Raw genomic sequence first — 16,919 nt, forward strand, 5'->3', positions numbered from 1 at the left:
CCTGGCATCCGATCTCTTCGGTACGGATGCCGCGTTCTCGGCCGCCGCGAACACCCCCCCCCCCCCCCCGACCTGTGCTCTCGCGCCGATCGTGCGATCTCGCGCCGCGCTGAGCCGCAACCGCACCGGCGTGTGACCGGGACGCGCTCCGCAGAATCCGCCGAGATCACACGTCCGGCACGACATCGCACGATCGGACAGCCCCGCGACGTGTGCACTCGGCCCGATCGTGCGACCTCGCGCAGCTTCGGTGCGGATAGCCGCGCCGCCGCCAGCCCCCGGGAACGCGAAAGGGCCCGGATGCCGTGGCATCCGGGCCCCTTCGGGCGAAACGTCAGAGCGCTTCGATGATCTCGCGCATCAGCGACGCGGTCTCGGACGGCGTCTTGCCGACCTTCACGCCGGCGGCCTCGAGGGCCTCCTTCTTCGCCTGGGCGGTGCCGGCCGAGCCGGAGACGATGGCGCCGGCGTGGCCCATGGTCTTGCCCTCGGGAGCGGTGAAGCCGGCGACGTAGCCGACGACCGGCTTGGTGACGTTGGCCTTGATGAAGTCGGCGGCGCGCTCTTCGGCGTCTCCACCGATCTCACCGATCATGACGATGGCCTTGGTCTCGGGGTCGGCCTCGAACGCCGCGAGGGCGTCGATGTGCGTCGTGCCGATGACCGGGTCGCCACCGATGCCGATGGCGGTCGAGAAGCCGAGGTCGCGCAGCTCGAACATCATCTGGTAGGTCAGGGTGCCCGACTTCGACACGAGGCCGATGGGGCCCTTGCCGGTGATGTTCGCGGGCGTGATGCCCACGAGCGCCTCACCGGGCGTGATGATGCCGGGGCAGTTCGGGCCGATGATGCGGGTCTTCTCGCCCTTCGACTTCGCGTACGCCCACGCCTCGGCGGTGTCGCCGACGGGCACGCCCTCGGTGATCACGACGAGGAGGGGGATCTCGGCGTCGATGGCCTCGACCATCGCGTCCTTCGTGAAGGCCGGGGGCACGAACGCGATCGACACGTCGGCGCCGGTCTCGCGCATGGCCTCTTCGACCGAGGCGAAGACGGGGAGCTCGACGTCGTTGCCGGATGCGTCCTTGTGCGAGACCGTGGTGCCGGCCTTGCGGGCGTTCACGCCACCGACGACCTGGGTGCCGGCCTTGAGCATGAGGGCGGTGTGCTTGGTGCCCTCACCGCCGGTGATGCCCTGGACGATGACCTTGGAGTCCTTGTTGAGGTAGATCGACATGTTTCTGTCCCTATCCCTTACGCGTTGGCCAGTTCGGCGGCCTTGTCGGCGCCCTCGTCCATACCGGCGGCGAGGGTGACGAGCGGGTGGTTGGCGGCGGCGAGGATCTCGCGGCCCTCTTCGACCTGGTTGCCGTCGAGACGGACGACGAGCGGCTTGGTCGCGGTGTCACCGAGGATCTCGAGGGCCTTCACGATGCCCTCGGCCACGGCGACGCACGAGGTGATGCCACCGAAGACGTTGACGAACACGCTCTTGACCTGCTCGTCGCCGAGGATGACGTCGAGACCGGCGGCCATGACGGTCGCCGAGGCGCCGCCACCGATGTCGAGGAAGTTGGCGGGCTTGACGCCGCCGTGCTTCTCACCGGCGTACGCGACGACGTCGAGGGTCGACATGACCAGACCCGCGCCGTTGCCGATGATGCCGACCTGACCGTCGAGCTTGACGTAGTTGAGGTCGTGCTGCTTGGCCTTGGCCTCGAGCGGGTCAGCGGCGTCCTTGTCTTCGAGCTCTTCGTGCTCGGGGTGGCGGAAACCGGCGTTCTCGTCGAGCGAGACCTTGCCGTCGAGGGCGATGATGTCGCCGTCCTCGCTCTGGATGAGCGGGTTCACCTCGACGAGGGTGGCGTCCTCGCCCTTGTAGACGTTGAAGAGCTTGACGAAGACGTCGGCCACCTTGGGGGCCAGCTCGTCGTCGAACTTCGCGGCCTTCGCGATCTCGAGGGCCTTCTCGGGGGTGATGCCCTCGAGCGGGTCGACCTCGATGCGGGCGAGTGCCTCGGGACGCTCGACGGCGAGCTCCTCGATCTCCATGCCGCCCTCGACGCTGGACAGTGAGAGGTAGGAGCGGTTGGCGCGGTCGAGCAGCACCGAGAAGTAGAACTCCTTGGCGATGCGGGCGCCGGCGGCGACCATGACGCGCTTGACGACGTGACCCTTGATGTCGAGGCCGAGGATGGCCTGCGCCGCCTCGAACGCCTCATCGGGGTTCTTCGCGACCTTCACGCCGCCGGCCTTGCCGCGGCCTCCGGTCTTGACCTGAGCCTTGACGACGACGACACCGCCGAGCTTCTCCGCGGCCGCCTTCGCCTCCTCAGGGGTGTCGGCGATGATGCCGGCGAGTACCGGCACCTCGTACTTTTCGAACAGATCACGTGCCTGGTACTCGTAGAGATCCACGGACAATCCTTCGCTGGGCGATCGGTGGTGGGAGGAGGCGAGATCTCTTGATATCAAGAGATCTTCACCAGGGGTCAACCCTACTAGACGGGGCTGAATCGCCTCGACGCTCACCCCTTCGATCGGAGGGATGCCCTCGTCCCGGGGTCTCCGCACGATCGTCGGACGTGCGAGGCGCGCGATCCGCCGTCGTTCGATCGCGGTCGCGATGAGTGATCATCGAGGCCGGCGCACAGTCGGGCGCGAACGGTCGATGATGGGTCGGTGAACCGAACCGATCGTCTCTACGGCCTGGTCGAAGAGCTCCGGGCCGTCTCCCCTCGACCGCTGAGTGCCCGCCGCCTCGCAGAACGATTCGAGGTGTCGGTGCGGACGATCGAGCGCGACCTCGCTGCCCTTCAGCAGTCGGGGCTGCCGATCTGGGCGGAGCCGGGCCGGACCGGGGGGTACGTCATCGATGCGTCCGCGACGCTGGGCCCGGCCGGCTTCACCCTCGACGAGGCCCTCGCGGTGCTCATCGGGCTCGGTGCACTCGGACGCAGTCCGTTCCGTCATTCCGCCCGCACCGCAGCCCGGAAGGTGCTCGCGGTCATGCCGGACGACGAAGCGGCACGAGCCCGTGTGCTCGCGTCGCGCGTGCATCTTCTCGAGGGCGAGGATGACGTCGATGCGCCCGCGGCATTCGCGGCCGCCCTTCGCGCGGATCGCGTCGTGCGCCTCCGCTACCGCGATGCCGGCGGTGCGGAGTCCACCCGCGACGTCGAACCGCTGGGATCGATCGGCAAGGACGGGCAGTGGTACCTCATCGCGTGGTGCCGGCAGCGCGACGGGGTCCGGGCGTTCCGAGGCGATCGGATGCTGTCGCTCGACGTGACGGACGAGCGGCCCCCACGCCGCGCTCTCCGCGCTGCCGACCTCACGATCCCGTACGGACGCCTGCTGTCCGTCATCGACGACTGATCCTCGACCGGGATTCCGTAAACGCCGACAGGACGGTGTCGCCACCGTCGGCGAGGGTGAAGCCGTCCGCCGTCTCGTCCCCGAAGGAATCCCATGTCATTCACCTCCATCCGAATCGTCACCGACGACGTCGACCGCCTCGTCGCGTTCTATGAGCGGGTCACCGGTCGGCGGGCCGAGCGTCCCTCCCCGGTTTTCGCGCAGTTCAGCGGCCCCGGCGCGAATCTCGCGATCGCGAGCGTCGAAACGGTCGCGATGCTCGACGGAGCCCTGACCGCCGCGGCGAATCGCTCCGTGATCGTCGAGTTCGACGTCGCCGACGTCGACGGTGCGTTCGCCGCGCTCGCACCCATCGGCGAGGATGTCGTCCTCGCACCGACCACCATGCCGTGGGGCAACCGGTCGGCGCTGGTGCGCGACCCCGACGGCAACGTCGTCAACCTGTTCAGCACGCCCACCGCCCATTCGGCATGACCGACGCGCACCCCCGGTGACGCGCACGTCGCCGACACGGACCGCGGCCGGGGTGATGACCCCGGCCGCTGCCCGGCTGCGACGTCGGAGGCGGGTGGGCCCCCGGTCAGCGCCGAGGCGCGGTGCGACCGCTCCGGCGGTTGATCGCGTAGATGATCGGGGTGAGCACGGCCAGGATGGCCAGGGCCCCGATCAGGATGAACGAGGTGTCGTGCTGCATGATCAGCTCGGCGATGATGTAGCCGATCGCGGCGGCCAGAGCGCTGTAGAACGCCTTCAGCCACTGACGAGCGGGGGACGGGGCGGCGAGGTTGTCGGTCATCACGAACTCCTTCGGTAGGTGCTGCGAACCCTATGGGGGATCGGATCGATCGCACATAGTGCTTGCATAACTGTTCTTGGCTGAGGATAGGGACCGCCCCAGGCGCGGTGAGGGCGCGGCGCCTTGTCTGGAGCCATGCACCCCGCGAACCGCTCCCCCGAGACCGACCCCGCCGGCGCATCGCCCCGCGACGACAACGCTTCCGGGTGCGGCACGGTCACCGCCCCCACTGCCCGCCGCGTCGCGCGTCGCACGTTCCTCACGGCCGGGCTCGTCGTCGTCCTCGGTGCGGGCGGCGCCGCGTGGTGGGCCGCCGATCGCTTCCTCATCCCCCATGTCGAGGTGACCGACGTCGCGGCCTACGAGGCCGAGCATTCGAGCGCCACCATCACCGACGCGGCCGCCGGAAGCGCGGCCTCCCCCACCGTGACCGACTCCACCTTCGACGACGGATCCACTTCCGTGACGCTCGCCACGATGACGACGGGAACGGGTGCGAGCACCGTGACGTACTACGTCGCCGACATCATCCTGAGAGATGCCACCGCCCTGCGCTCGGCGTTCGCGAACAACCAGTTCGGCGAGAACATCACGCAGACCACGAGCGAGATCGCCGCCGCCAATGGCGCGATCTTCGCGATCAACGGCGACTACTACGGTTTCCGGTCGACGGGCATCGAGATCCGCAATGGCGTCGCGTATCGCGACGAGGGCGCACGCGAGGGGCTCGCCTTCTACACCGACGGGCACGTCGAGGTGTACGACGAGACGCAGACCACGGCGGCCGAACTCGTGGCATCCGGGGTCTGGAACACCCTCAGCTTCGGCCCCGCCATCGTCGAGGACGGGGCGGCCGTCGACGGGATCGACGGCGTCGAGGTCGACACGAACGTCGGCAACCACTCCATCCAGGGTGACCAGCCCCGCACCGCCGTCGGCGTCATCGACGACAACCATCTCGTGTTCGTCGTCGTCGACGGCCGGCAGGAGGGGCACAGCGAGGGCGTGACGCTTCCCGAACTCGCCGACATCATGTTGTCGCTGGGAGCGACCACCGCCTACAACCTCGACGGCGGCGGCTCCTCGACCATGTACTTCAACGGCCAGGTCGTGAATTCGCCCTCGAACGGCGGCGAGCGCGGCACGAGCGACATCCTCTACGTGGCGGGCTGAAAGGTGTTCGTGCTCATCCCGGCGTTCGAACCCGGACCCCGCCTCCCCGATCTGGTGGCCGCGCTGCGACGTGCCGACCCCGACCTCGAGATCGTCGTGGTGGATGACGGCAGCGGCCCGGTCTTCGCCCCCGTCTTCGACGCGAGCGGCGACGCGGGCGCACGCGTGGTGACCCACTCCGCGAACCGCGGCAAGGGGGCGGCGCTGAAGACCGGCCTCGCGCACATCCTCACGCGGGATCCGGATGCCGACGTCGTCACCGCCGACGCCGACGGTCAGCACACGCCGAGCGACGTGGTCCGGATCGCCCACGCGCTCCGCACGGATGCCGCCGCCGCGCGCAGCGCGCTCGTCCTCGGGGTGCGCGCCTTCGACGGCACCGTCCCCCTGCGCAGTCGCCTGGGCAACACGGTCGCTCGCGGCCTGTTCCGCCTCGCCACCGGACGACGGCTCAGCGATACGCAGACGGGTCTGCGCGGCATCCCGTCCGACCGCATCCCGTGGGCGCTGCGCATCCCGGGCGAGGGCTTCGAGTACGAGCAGCGGATGCTGCTGCGCCTCGCTCCCGACCTCGTCGCGACGCACGAGGTGCCGATCGACACCGTCTACCTCGATCGCAACGCGTCGAGCCACTTCCGTCCCGTGCGCGACTCGCTGCGCGTGCTGCTGCCGGTGCTGCTGTTCGCGGCGTCGTCGCTCGCGGCGTTCGCGGTCGACACCGTGGCGCTGCTCGTGCTGCAGGCGCTCACCGGGTGGCTCGTGCCCTCGATCATCGCCGCGCGGGTGCTGTCGGCGACGGCGAACTTCGTCGTCAACCGCCGCGTCGTCTTCCGCGCGCGGGGCGGCCCGATGCGCGGGCAGGCGGTGCGATACGGCGTGCTGGCGCTGGCGCTGCTGGCCTCGAACATCGCGTGGATGTCGTTCCTCACCGACAACGGCCTGGCTCTGCTGCCGGCGAAGGTCGTCACCGAGGGGGTGCTGTTCGTCCTCAGCTACGGCGTGCAGCGCTCGCTCGTCTTCCCCCGGGCGGATGCCGGTTTCCCAGCCCCGCCGCCGAGGTCCGGAGGCGTCGACACGCTCAGCCTCCTCCGCCCCGGCTCCCCCGGCCCCTCCCCCGTCACCCCCACAAGGAGTTCCTCATGACCGTCACCGCCCTGATCCTCGCCGCAGTGGATCTGCTCGCCGCCGTGCTGCTGAGCGCCGTGTACTTCCGGCGGCACCGGCGCCGCGACCTCGTCGTCGCCTTCCTCGGTGTGAACGTCGGCGTCCTCGCCGTCGCCTCGGTGCTCGGCACCGCCGAGGTGGCACTGGGCCTCGGGCTCGGCCTGTTCGGCGTGTTGTCGATCATCCGCCTGCGCTCGAGCGAGATCACGCAGCGCGAGGTGGCGTACTACTTCGCCGCCCTTGCGATCGGCCTCATCTGCGGCCTCCCCCACACCGACATCGCGACGCCCCTGCTGCTGGTCGGGCTGATCGTGTCGGTGCTGGCCGTCGCCGACCACCCGCGGCTGCTGGCCCGGGCCCGTCATCAGACCGTGCACCTCGACCGGGCGATCGCCGATGAGGGCGAGTTGCGGGCGGAGCTCGAGCGGCTGCTCGGCGGCGAGGTCACCGCGCTGACCGTTCAGCAGCTGGATCTCGTCGACGACACCACCCTGGTGGACGTGCGCTACCGCGTCGGAGCGGTGCGCTCGAGCGTCGACTCCGGCCTCAGCTCGCGGCTCGAGGCGACGCCCGCCGCCGATCGTGAGGCGAGCTTCGCCGACCTCCTCGGGGGCACGCGGTGACCGCCCGCGACCGCGCCGGAGCGGCCATCTCCGCCCTCCCCGCGATCGGGCTCGACGCTCTCACGGCCGACGCGGCCCTGCTCACCCGCGTCGACCGCAAGTACGTCGTGCCGATCGAGGCCACGGCATCCCTTCTGCACGGTCTCCAGCGTTGCGCCGACGCCCCGGCCGCCCTTGAGATCGACGGCGAGCGCGAACTGGCGTACCGCTCGGTGTACTTCGACACCCCCGACTTGCTGAGCTTCCGCCTGGCCGCCCACGGGCGCCGTCGCCGGTTCAAACTCCGCACCCGCACCTACGTCGACACCGGGGTGGCGTTCCTCGAGATGAAGACGCGCGGGGCGCGGGGGCTCACCCGCAAGGAGCGCGATGCCTACGACCTCGACGCGGCCGACCGCCTCACGGTCCAGGCGCGCGGGGAGGTCGCCGAGGCCCTCGGAGCGATCGGTGTCGCACCGACCCGCGCCGACGATCTCGACGCGCGACTGCAGACGCTGTACCGCCGCACCACGCTGCTGCTCCCCGGCGCGACACCCTCCCGCGCCACGGTCGACCTCGACCTGCGCTGGGTCGACGCCGACGGCGCAGGCTTCACCCTCCCGCACTTCGCGATCGTCGAGACCAAGTCGCCGGGTCAGGCGGGCGCCCTCGACCGCGCGCTCTGGCGCGCCGGACACCGTCCGCAGCGCGTGAGCAAGTACGCCACGGGCCTCGCCGCCCTCCGCTCCGATCTCCCCCGCAACCGCTGGACCCGCGTGCTGTCGGGCCCCTTCTCCTCCGCCCATCCGTCTCGAAAGGACACCCCATGCGCCGCCGTCTGATCCCCCTCGCCCTCCCCCTGACCCTCGCCGGGCTCGTTCTCGCCGGCTGTGCCGTCACCGCGCAGCCCACCGGAACCGCGCAGAGCGCGGCCGCGTCGAGCGTCGAGACCATCGGCGACGTCGACTCGACGATCCCCGCGGCTGCCGCCGAGCTGCTCGCGGCGAATGCCGACGGGACCGTCGTGCGCGACGACGAGTGGAGCGTGGCGGATGCCGCGACGGTGACGCTCGAAGGATCCACCGCCAGCAGCGACTCGGCGGGGGTGAGCGTCGACGGGTCGACCGTGACGATCACCGCGGCCGGCGCGTACCGCCTCACCGGCACCCTCGAGGGGCAGGTGGTGGTCGAGGCCCCCGACGACGCGCAGGTCGTCCTCGTCCTCGACGGCGCGGAGATCGACACCGTCTCGGGCTCGGCGATCCAGGTGGTCACCGCCGACGACGTCGCGATCAACCTGGCAGCGGGTTCCACCAACAGCGTCACCGCGACCAGCTCGGCGGATGCCGACGCGAGCGCCGCGATCCACGCCGACAGCGACCTGACCGTGTCGGGCTCCGGATCGCTCACCGTGACGGACTCCGGCAACGACGGCATCTCCGCGACGGATGACCTCGCGATCATCGGCGGCACGATCACGGTGGATGCCGCCGACGACGCACTCCGCGGGAAGGACTCCCTCGTAGTGGAGCACGGAACGCTCACCCTCACCGCCGGGGGCGACGCGCTCAAGAGCGACCAGGAAGAGGATGCCGCGCAGGGCTACGTCTGGATCGCCGGCGGCACGATCGACGCCACTGCGGGCGACGACGGCATCGACGCGTGGACCGACGTCCTCATCACCGGGGGCACGGTGTCGCTCGCGACCGAAGACGACGGCATCCACTCCGAAACCTCCCTCGCGATCGCGGGAGGCGAGGTGACGATCGGCCGGTCGTACGAGGCGATCGAGTCGGCCGACATCCGCATCGCGGGCGGGGTGACCCGCCTGACCTCGTCCGACGATGGAGTGAACGCCTCCGGCACCACGACCTCCGACGGCGGCATGGGCGGGGGCGGCATGCAGGACTCCGGCGAGACGCTGACGATCTCCGGCGGCACCCTCGTCGTCGACGCCGGCGGCGACGGCCTCGACTCCAACGGCACGATCGAGATGACCGGCGGCGAGGTCACCGTCTACGGTCCCACCGCGCAGAACAACGGCGCGCTCGACTCCAACGGCGGCATCACGGTGACGGGCGGCACCCTCGTCGCGATCGGCAGCACCGGCATGGCCGAATCCCCCGAGGAGTCGTCGGCGCAGGGCTGGCTCGTCGCGACCGCGAGCGGTTCCGCCGGTTCGACGGTGCAGATCCAGGATGCCGACGGCACCGTCATCGCGCAGTACACCGCCACGAAGACCTTCGGATCGGTCGTGTTCTCGTCGTCGGCGATCACCGACGGCCAGTCGTACACGGTGACCGTCGACGGGACCTCGACCTCGGTGACCGCCGGTGTGGCGGCCGCGGGCGGGATGGGAGGTGGCATGGGCACACGACGCTGAGACATCACGGCCGTCGGCCGCGTCCCGGGGTGTCCTCCCCCGAGGCGCGGCCGACGCGCGTGCGACGAGCGTCCGCTCACGAGCCGTACCCTCTGCCGATGCCCTCGAGAAGGGACGACGGGGTCATGCCGCCGAGCGTGGAGTGCGCACCCTCACGCATCCCTGCCCGGTGCTGTCCGTTCGCTATGCCCGCGGGTCGGGCACGTCGCGGGGGCGATCGGGATCGGGCTCGCCCGTCTGCACCGTGCCGAACACCGCGGGCAGATCGGTCGACGACGCGGGCGTCCAGCCGTACGCCGTCGACTCCGCGGCGCCCGCGTCGACCACCGGGCCGAACGCCGACCGCAGGGCCTCGCGCCCGCTCTTCCTCCGCCGGCGCAGCACCACGACCAGTCGCACGATCACTCCCACGGCGATGGCCGCCCAGAACGCGACCTCGATCCATCCGAACGTGCCCATGCGATGTCCCCCTCGTCGTCGCGTGAGTCCCCGACACTACCCCGGACGCGACGGCCGAGGTGAGCGAGACCGAGAGGGCGACGGTGCGGGACAGGCGGCCGGTCGCGAGCTGACGACCGCGGCAGTCGGGGCGTCGTCTCGCGAGGGGGTCTTGCAGCGGTTCGACGCCTTCCCGGCGACACCCGCGAGTAGTCGAACTACCCGATGAGGCGTGCTTCGTCCCGTCAATCGACCTGAATCCCTTTCTCGGGCTCACGTTCTGTAGTACAACTACCTCTATCGACCCTCAATGGAGATGGAGCCTTGATGAGACCCTCCCCCCGGCTGCGCCGATGCACAGCCCTCATGACCATCGGCGGGGTGATCGCCGCACTGGCCGTCGCCGGGTCGGCCGGCCCCGCCACGGCGGCGGACGCCGCGACCGTCTCGGTCGACACCGGCACCGTGGTGCAGGACGACTTCCTCGGCATCGGCGTGAACGTCATCCCCTCGGCCCTCATGGAGCGCTCACGGGGTTTCGGGTACTCCGACGCCGACTGGGCGGTCGATGCGGAGCGCATCGCGACCATTCGACCGAAGGTCGCCCGCGTGTGGTTCCAGATCGACTGGATGGAGCCCGACAAGGGCGTCTACACGTGGGACAGCGATCGGATGAAGGCGTTCTACCGCTACCTCGACGCCTTCCAGGCCGCCGGCACCGACATCGAGCTGAACTTCGGGTGGAAGGTCGGCTCGACCGTGCACGACTGGTTCTCGATCCCCGGGGTCGACCCGTGGACCAGCGCCCCGGCCGACAACGCCGCGTACGCGGCATCCGCGTCCGCTCTGATCGACCAGCTCAAGAACGTGCGCGGCTACGACAACGTCAAGTACCTGACGTATTACAACGAGCCCAACGGCAGCTGGGACTTCGAGGCGCCGGGCGATCAACAGGCCGCGTACGTGCAGATGGCCCAGGCCGTGCACCAGCGCCTGGTCGCCGACGGCCTGCGCGACGAGGTCGAGATCTGGGGCCCGGAGGAGACCGGCGCCCCCGCGTGGACCACCTACATGGCGCAGAACGGCGGTGATGCGTTCGACCAGTACAGCTTCCACACCTACGGCGACTCGTACGGCTCCGTGCCGGGAAGCATCAACGCCCGGAAGAACGTCGCGGGCGGCAAGCCCGTCAACATGTCGGAGTTCGGCTGGTCGGACGACAACGCGAGCGGGTGGAACTCCGGCTACGCGAACTACGTGATCGCCGGAGCGAACCTGGGCCTGCACTCGATGCTCGTCTGGCAGCTCAACGGCACCTGGACCGTCGACCCCGACGGCGACACCAACGGCACCTACAACATGTGGGACGCCCTCCCCCTCGGGCTCGAACCACGAAAGACGTTCCTGTCGGCGGGTTTGCTGAACCGGTACATCCCCGCGCACAGCCAGGTGCTGGCATCCACGTCGTCGTCGTCCGACGTGCGGTCCGCGGCCTTCCGCGACGCGGCGGGCGACTACACCGTGCTGGTGGAGTCGAAGGGGGCGGCCCCGACCGATCTGACCGTCGACTTCGGCGGGACGACGGTGGACGCCGACTTCCACCGGGTCGTGTACTCCGATGATCTCGTTCCGGATGCCAATGCGCTCCTGCCCGCGGTCTCGGCCACCCTCCCCGCCGGCACGAGCTTCTCGGACGACCTCGGGACCGGCTACTCGTTCGCGGTGTACACCACCGCCGACCCCGCGGTGCAGGTGCGGATGGGAGACGTCGAGCCGACCGTGGCGTCGGGCTCGACGGTGCAGCTGACGGCCGACGTGATCGACGGCGCTCCCGGCGTGACGTGGTCCGTCGAGGGTTCGGGCAACGGTTCCGTGTCGAGCTCGGGCGTCTACACGCCGCCCGCGGTCGACTCCGAGCGCAAGATCGCCGTGCGTGCGACCAGCACCGCCGACGCCACTTCGTCGGGCATCGCGCTCGTGACCGTCACGCCCCAGCTGACGTCTGCGCGGGTCGACCCCGTGCAGTTCGACCTCGACAGCGGGGTGTACGCCGGGTCCGAGGTGCTCACGCTCTCGACGGCGACCTCCGGCGCGCAGATCCGGTACACCACCGACGGTTCGGCACCGACCGCGAGCTCCACGCTGTACGAGCGACCGGTGATCCTGGCCGAGAGCTCCACGAAGCTGTACCGCGCGGCAGCCTTCGCGGCGAACAGGCAACCGTCCGGCGTCACGAGCCGGCTGTTCAAGGTCGGCGGGGTCTCGCAAGGCCCCGACGGCTACACCCTCTGCGCGAACGAGGGCGGGCAGTGCTTCTTCTCGGGACAGCAGAGCGTCGCGTTCGGCGGCGACGGGCTCTTCAGCTACCAGGCGAAGACGGGTCCGGTGTCGTGCGACGCCGCGACCCTCGGCGACCCGAACCCCTCGGGCACGCAGCGGTGCTACGTCAGCCCCGAGCTGCCGTCGTCGTACCCGCTGGTCACCCTCACCAACGCCGGGTTCGAGAAGCCCGGCGGCACGAAGTCCAAGACCGGGCCCTTCACGAACGGCTGGACGTTCGACAGCCGGTCGGGCATCCAGAACGGCCAGGGGCCGCTCGGACCGCCGACGCCGCCGGAGGGCCAGCAGGTGGCCTACCTCAAGACCGACGGCGGGGTGCAGGGCACCATCTCGCAGCAGGTGGCGTTCCCCGCGGGGGACTACCAGGTCGTGTTCGCCCTGTCGGGCCGCTCGGGCTACCCCGCGCAGAGCTTCGACGTGCTCTACGACGACACGGTCATCGGGTCGTTCGCCGTGGGCTCGACGAGCTCGTACACGACGCAGCGCTCGAACGCGTTCTCCTCGACCGGCGGACGCCACACGATCACCTTCCGGGCCACCGCGCCCTCGGGCGATCGCACGGCGTTCCTCGACGCGGTGCGCATCGAGGCTCCCGTCGCCCCGGAGCCCGCGACGCTGTCGAACACGGGCTTCGAGGCGCCGTCCACGACGGGCGTCAAGTCGGCGCCGTTCACCGAGGGGTGGTCGTTCGTGGGCCGCTCGGGCATTCAGCGCAACGGCAGTGCCTTCGGCGCACCGACGGCCCCGGAGGGCACGCAGACCGCCCTGCTGCAGTCGCGCAACGGTGAGCACGGGTCGTTCGCGCAGACCCTGAAGATGGATGCCGGCACCTACACGCTGAGCTACCAGGCGTCACGTCGACCCGGGTACAGCGCGGTGCAGACGATCCAGGTGGTGGTCGACGGAACGGTGGTCGACAGCTTCGCCCCGCCGACGAACACGTTCACGGCGCACACCTCGCCGACGTTCACGGTGGCGGCGGGCGATCGGCAGATCACGTTCCGCGGCTCGGCCGCGACGGGAGACGCGACGGCGTTCGTCGACGCGGTCGTGCTGACGCCCGTCCCCTGAGGGACGACGAAGGCCCGGGCCTCTCGGTCCGGGCCTTCGTCGTGCATGCGGCGCCGACACGAGTCGCGATCGCGGGCGGGATGCCGCGGGCGCACCGGCTCCGACGGGTCGGGTCGGGTCGCGGCGTCGGCGACGCACGGACACCGATTCAGAGAAGGCGCGTGGGCACCGGTTCGTCGGGCACGTGCGCATCGACGCGGTGCACGCGCCCGCCCGCGCGCTCGGTGACGAAGTCGACGGCCCGGTCGCCCTCGTACAGCACCGCGGTGCCCTCGTCGAGGCCGAAGCCACCGGGAAGGATGCCCGCGTCGACCGCCCGCCGCAGAGCCGGCCGCCGCTCGGCTTGCGAGTCGTAGTGCACCCCGAGCGAGCCGGGGATGAACCCGAGGCCGTCGTCGATCGTCCGCACCTCGCCGAATCCGGAGGTGGGACCGCCCTCGTGCCAGCACAGCGCGCCCGCGGACGTTCCCGCCAGCAGCACGCCGCTGCGCCACGCATCGCGCAGGGCGGTGTCGAGGCCATGCGCCCGCCAGAGCGCCAGGAGGTTGACGACGCTCCCCCCGCCCGTCCAGACGAGGTCGGCCGACTGCAGGACCTCGCGGAAGTCGACGACCGTGCGGCCGTAGAGCCGCAGGTGCACGGCATCCACCCCCGACGCCATCGCCGCGGCGAGCTCTCGCCCCTCGTCGATCCGCTGGTCGCCGCCGGCCGTGTTGATGAAGACCACGCGGGGCCTGCCCTCGACGCCGGTGAGGTCGAGAGCGTGGTGCAGGAGGGGACCGAAGGCCACGTCACCCCACGACGTGTCGGCCCACCCGCCGCACGTGGCCAGAATCCGGGGGGTGCTCACGCGCTCACCTCCACGGCATCCGCGTTCCACGCGCGCACGCGCGCATCGGGCCAGGTGGCGCCGGCGAGGGCGAACGCGATCGCGCGCTCCTCCCCCGCCTCGAGCCCGAAGGCGTTGTCGTCGAGCCAGGCGCCGGACGCGGTGGGGAACCCGTCGACGAGGACGAGGGGCGCGGGCACGTCGCCGACGTTGCGCACGCGCAGAACGCCGTCTCCCCAGCGGGCCTCGAGCCGCGTGCGCGGCTGCTCCTTCAGCGGCGCCGGGCCGGTGGCGTATGGCGCGAGAAGCTCCTCGATCGGCCGGTCGGCCAGCTCGTCGAGCGGCAGCGCCTCGATCGCGGTCGCCTCGGCGCTCTTCGGCTGCGCGTTCAGCGCGTACCAGGCGGACGAGATGCGGGCGCCGTCCGCGTCGCGGAGGTACACCGCCAGCACGAGGGGACCGTCGTCGGGAAGCTCGGCGGCGAGGGTGAACGCGCGCGCGTGGGCGTCGGCATCCAGATCCACGGATGCCGACCGCTCGGCGATCACGCCGAAGCGGGCGTCGTAGAGGCGGGCGCTCACCGTCGCCGTCAGGGGGTGAGGCGTGTCGTTGGACGCGTGCACCTCGGCCGAGAGCACCTCGCCCGCCTCGAGCGCGGTGCGGTCGTACACCGCGAACGCCGACTGCGCCGCACCGAACTGCCGCGCGCGGTAGTACGACAGCTTCGCGCGGCCGTAGTAGTCGACGATCGCCCACGACGCGCCGGGGAACACCTCGCCGACCTTGTAGAACCAGTACGCCGACGTGCGGGTACCCGCGTGCGCACGCAGCCGCTCCGACGCGAAGCGCAGGGCGTCGCCCTGGGCGAGCTGCGAGTACTCGACGAACGTGGCCCAGTCGGTGAGCGGTCCGTAATGGGCGTAGCGCGCCTGTTTGAACAGGTCGAACAGCGAGAACTGCGCCTGGTGCTGCAGGATCGCGCCGTGCGCGGGCGGCGGCCACTGCTCCAGCAGGGCCGGATCGAGGAAGCGCGCCATGCTGTCGAGGTCGCACTGACTCGACAGCCCGTACTCCCCGAACACCGGGGGGACGTGCGTCGCGTACGCCTCGACGGGGTGACCCTCGTGGTAGACGCCGTAGTAGTGCTCGCTGCCGCCCCACGGGTCGGTGCGGTGGAACGGACGCGTCGGATCGTACTGCCGCACGCGGGTGCCGATGACGGTGAGCAGGTCATCGCCCGACACGGTGTCGGGGTTCTCGTTGCCCCCGCCCCACATCACCAGCGAGGGATGCGAGCGGAGTCGACGCACGATGCGGGAGGCCTGCGCGTCGACGGTGGCGAGCGTGGTGCCCGTGGCATCCAGTCCGAAACTGAGGGGGAACTCCTGCAGCACCAGGATGCCGCGACGGTCGCACTCGTCGTAGAAGGCGTCGCTCTCCACGGTGCCGCCGCCCCAGGCGCGGAGCATCTGCAGGTTCGCCCGCACGCACAGGTCGAGGATGTGCCGGTCGACGTCGAATCCGCGACGCGCCATCGGATCGGTGAAGCACCAGTTCGCGCCCTTGAGGAAGAGGGGCCGGCCGTTGACCACGAACCGCCAGTCGTACACGTCGTCGCCCGACACCTCGGGCAGCGCGCGCATCTCGACGGTGCGGATGCCGATGGACGCGGTGCGCGCGGACCCGTCGACCGCCGCTTCGACGCGATACAGCGGCTGCGCCCCGTACCCGAACGGCCACCACAACCGGGCGTCCGGGACGTCGATCTCGACCGCGTGCCGGGACGTGCCGCGGGCCGCCACGACCTGCGCCGTGACGTCGGAGATTACTGTCCCGTCGGGGTCGAGCACGCGGATGCGGGTCGGGGCGGCACCGCCGTCGGTGTGAGCGGTCAGGTCCCACTGCACGCGGATCCGCGCCGCCCCCTCGGCGGCGTGCACGGTCGAGACGAACAGATCCTCGAGCTCGAGGTCGGGCACGCGCTCCAGGCGCACCGCTCGCCAGATCCCCATCGAGATGAGGTGTCCGTAGTGCCATCCCCACCCGGGTGAGGGCTTGAGCACCCCGTGCCAGTCGCGCGGGGGCGGGTCGATGCGCACGACGATCTCGTCGGTACCGTCCCCGCGCAGCAGGGCCGTCACGTCGATGTCGGGACCGCCGTACATGCCGGAGTGGCGGGCGATCGGTTCGCCGTTGAGCCAGAAGGATGCCGCGTCGTCGACGCCGTCGAACGACAGGCGCACGCGCTGCCCGAGCCACGACGCCGGCACGTCGAATCGGCGGGCGTACCACCACTGCTGCTCCTCGACGCGGGTGCGCCGGAAGTGCCACGGCCATTCGGCGGGCGCCCCGTGCGCGACGAGCTCCGCGTGGGTGTGGTCGTGCAGCAGCGGGTCGGGGATCTCGCCCGCGGCGGTCAGGGCCGCCTGCACCGTTCCCGGGACGGCGGCACGGACCCAGTCCGAGCGGTCGGTGTCAGGTCGGTGCCAGCCCACCGGCGCCGGCGGTCGCGGACCGGCGAACCACCGCTCGATCGCGAACTCCCGGCCCGCGGGCGCGCCCGCGAGCAGCCACTCGCCGTCGAGCGGGACCACGTCGCGGTCGACGGCGAGCGCACCGCCGCCCCGCGCCGAGACGGGCGGCGCGGAGACGGGCAGGGCCGCGTGATCCTGCACCCAGCGGTCGCCGTACAGTGGCGAGGCCAGCGACCGCGCCCTCTCCCGGTCGTCGAGCGAGGTCATGCCC

At 70.9% G+C, this 16,919-nt stretch carries 14 protein-coding genes; 8 read left to right on the forward strand and 6 right to left on the reverse strand.

The genetic code is table 11. The annotated features are described in order from the left end of the window. Positions 1 to 334 precede the first annotated feature (334 nt). Together sucD and sucC are read right to left on the reverse strand one after the other, a co-directional pair. A complete protein-coding gene (sucD, locus tag AB0N82_RS00005) occupies positions 335 to 1,237 on the reverse strand; it encodes a succinate--CoA ligase subunit alpha (RefSeq protein ID WP_315993434.1) in 903 nt (300 codons plus the stop codon). A 17-nt stretch (positions 1,238 to 1,254) separates the two neighbouring features. Continuing rightward, a complete protein-coding gene (gene sucC / locus AB0N82_RS00010) occupies positions 1,255 to 2,418 on the reverse strand; it encodes an ADP-forming succinate--CoA ligase subunit beta (RefSeq protein ID WP_363386639.1) in 1,164 nt (387 codons plus the stop codon). Between the two features lie 264 nt (positions 2,419 to 2,682). On the opposite strand from sucC, the gene AB0N82_RS00015 reads away from it, so the two are divergent. Together AB0N82_RS00015 and AB0N82_RS00020 are read left to right on the forward strand one after the other, a co-directional pair. Continuing rightward, the gene (locus tag AB0N82_RS00015; protein ID WP_363386642.1) at positions 2,683 to 3,378 is read left to right on the forward strand and encodes a WYL domain-containing protein; all 696 of its coding nucleotides are present in this window, start codon (positions 2,683 to 2,685) and stop codon (positions 3,376 to 3,378) included. Positions 3,379 to 3,471: 93 nt separating this feature from the next. After that, positions 3,472 to 3,852, forward strand: a complete 381-nt coding sequence (locus AB0N82_RS00020) for a VOC family protein (protein WP_363386645.1) — start codon at positions 3,472 to 3,474, stop codon at positions 3,850 to 3,852. Between the two features lie 106 nt (positions 3,853 to 3,958). On the opposite strand, the gene AB0N82_RS00025 is transcribed toward AB0N82_RS00020, so the two are convergent. After that, the gene (locus tag AB0N82_RS00025) at positions 3,959 to 4,174 is read right to left on the reverse strand and encodes a hypothetical protein (RefSeq protein WP_315993438.1); all 216 of its coding nucleotides are present in this window, start codon (positions 4,172 to 4,174) and stop codon (positions 3,959 to 3,961) included. Between the two features lie 135 nt (positions 4,175 to 4,309). On the opposite strand from AB0N82_RS00025, the gene AB0N82_RS00030 reads away from it, so the two are divergent. The 5 genes from AB0N82_RS00030 to AB0N82_RS00050 are packed head-to-tail and all read left to right on the forward strand — an operon-like array spanning position 4,310 to position 9,496. Then, positions 4,310 to 5,347: a phosphodiester glycosidase family protein gene (locus AB0N82_RS00030; RefSeq protein WP_315993439.1), complete on the forward strand. Its 1,038-nt coding sequence runs from the start codon at positions 4,310 to 4,312 to the stop codon at positions 5,345 to 5,347. A gap of 9 nt (positions 5,348 to 5,356) precedes the next feature. Continuing rightward, the gene (locus AB0N82_RS00035; RefSeq protein WP_363386649.1) at positions 5,357 to 6,490 is read left to right on the forward strand and encodes a bifunctional glycosyltransferase family 2/GtrA family protein; all 1,134 of its coding nucleotides are present in this window, start codon (positions 5,357 to 5,359) and stop codon (positions 6,488 to 6,490) included. Then, positions 6,487 to 7,134, forward strand: coding sequence for a DUF4956 domain-containing protein (locus AB0N82_RS00040; protein WP_363386652.1), 648 nt, complete (start codon positions 6,487 to 6,489; stop codon positions 7,132 to 7,134). The genes AB0N82_RS00035 and AB0N82_RS00040 overlap by 4 nt, the downstream gene beginning before the upstream one ends. Then, the gene (locus AB0N82_RS00045) at positions 7,131 to 7,955 is read left to right on the forward strand and encodes a polyphosphate polymerase domain-containing protein (protein WP_363386655.1); all 825 of its coding nucleotides are present in this window, start codon (positions 7,131 to 7,133) and stop codon (positions 7,953 to 7,955) included. The genes AB0N82_RS00040 and AB0N82_RS00045 overlap by 4 nt, the downstream gene beginning before the upstream one ends. Then, positions 7,940 to 9,496, forward strand: coding sequence for a carbohydrate-binding domain-containing protein (locus AB0N82_RS00050; protein WP_363386658.1), 1,557 nt, complete (start codon positions 7,940 to 7,942; stop codon positions 9,494 to 9,496). The genes AB0N82_RS00045 and AB0N82_RS00050 overlap by 16 nt, the downstream gene beginning before the upstream one ends. A gap of 183 nt (positions 9,497 to 9,679) precedes the next feature. On the opposite strand, the gene AB0N82_RS00055 is transcribed toward AB0N82_RS00050, so the two are convergent. Next, a complete protein-coding gene (locus AB0N82_RS00055; RefSeq protein ID WP_363386661.1) occupies positions 9,680 to 9,955 on the reverse strand; it encodes a hypothetical protein in 276 nt (91 codons plus the stop codon). 306 nt (positions 9,956 to 10,261) lie between these two features. Here AB0N82_RS00055 and AB0N82_RS00060 point away from each other — a divergent pair, with 306 nt between their 5' ends. Next, positions 10,262 to 13,345 (forward strand): chitobiase/beta-hexosaminidase C-terminal domain-containing protein, encoded by a 3,084-nt coding sequence (locus tag AB0N82_RS00060; RefSeq protein WP_363386664.1) that lies wholly within the window; start codon positions 10,262 to 10,264, stop codon positions 13,343 to 13,345. Between the two features lie 148 nt (positions 13,346 to 13,493). Here the strand turns inward: AB0N82_RS00060 and AB0N82_RS00065 are convergent, their stop codons facing one another. Further along, positions 13,494 to 14,195: a peptidase E gene (locus AB0N82_RS00065; protein WP_315993446.1), complete on the reverse strand. Its 702-nt coding sequence runs from the start codon at positions 14,193 to 14,195 to the stop codon at positions 13,494 to 13,496. Beyond that, positions 14,192 to 16,915 (reverse strand): sugar-binding domain-containing protein, encoded by a 2,724-nt coding sequence (locus tag AB0N82_RS00070; protein ID WP_363386667.1) that lies wholly within the window; start codon positions 16,913 to 16,915, stop codon positions 14,192 to 14,194. The genes AB0N82_RS00065 and AB0N82_RS00070 overlap by 4 nt, the downstream gene beginning before the upstream one ends. Between the last annotated feature and the right edge of the window lie 4 nt (positions 16,916 to 16,919).

Source organism: Microbacterium sp. NPDC089186, from assembly GCF_040685115.1.
GTDB classification, from domain to species: domain Bacteria; phylum Actinomycetota; class Actinomycetes; order Actinomycetales; family Microbacteriaceae; genus Microbacterium; species Microbacterium galbum.

Coding starts and splice junctions, on each gene's coding strand:
- sucD (WP_315993434.1), bottom strand. CDS start 1,237: ATGTCGATCTACCTCAACAAGGACTCCAAGGTCATCGTCCAGGGCATC.
- AB0N82_RS00020 (WP_363386645.1), top strand. CDS start 3,472: ATGTCATTCACCTCCATCCGAATCGTCACCGACGACGTCGACCGCCTC.
- AB0N82_RS00025 (WP_315993438.1), bottom strand. CDS start 4,174: ATGACCGACAACCTCGCCGCCCCGTCCCCCGCTCGTCAGTGGCTGAAG.
- AB0N82_RS00030 (WP_315993439.1), top strand. CDS start 4,310: ATGCACCCCGCGAACCGCTCCCCCGAGACCGACCCCGCCGGCGCATCG.
- AB0N82_RS00040 (WP_363386652.1), top strand. CDS start 6,487: ATGACCGTCACCGCCCTGATCCTCGCCGCAGTGGATCTGCTCGCCGCC.
- AB0N82_RS00050 (WP_363386658.1), top strand. CDS start 7,940: ATGCGCCGCCGTCTGATCCCCCTCGCCCTCCCCCTGACCCTCGCCGGG.
- AB0N82_RS00055 (WP_363386661.1), bottom strand. CDS start 9,955: ATGGGCACGTTCGGATGGATCGAGGTCGCGTTCTGGGCGGCCATCGCC.
- AB0N82_RS00060 (WP_363386664.1), top strand. CDS start 10,262: ATGAGACCCTCCCCCCGGCTGCGCCGATGCACAGCCCTCATGACCATC.
- AB0N82_RS00070 (WP_363386667.1), bottom strand. CDS start 16,915: ATGACCTCGCTCGACGACCGGGAGAGGGCGCGGTCGCTGGCCTCGCCA.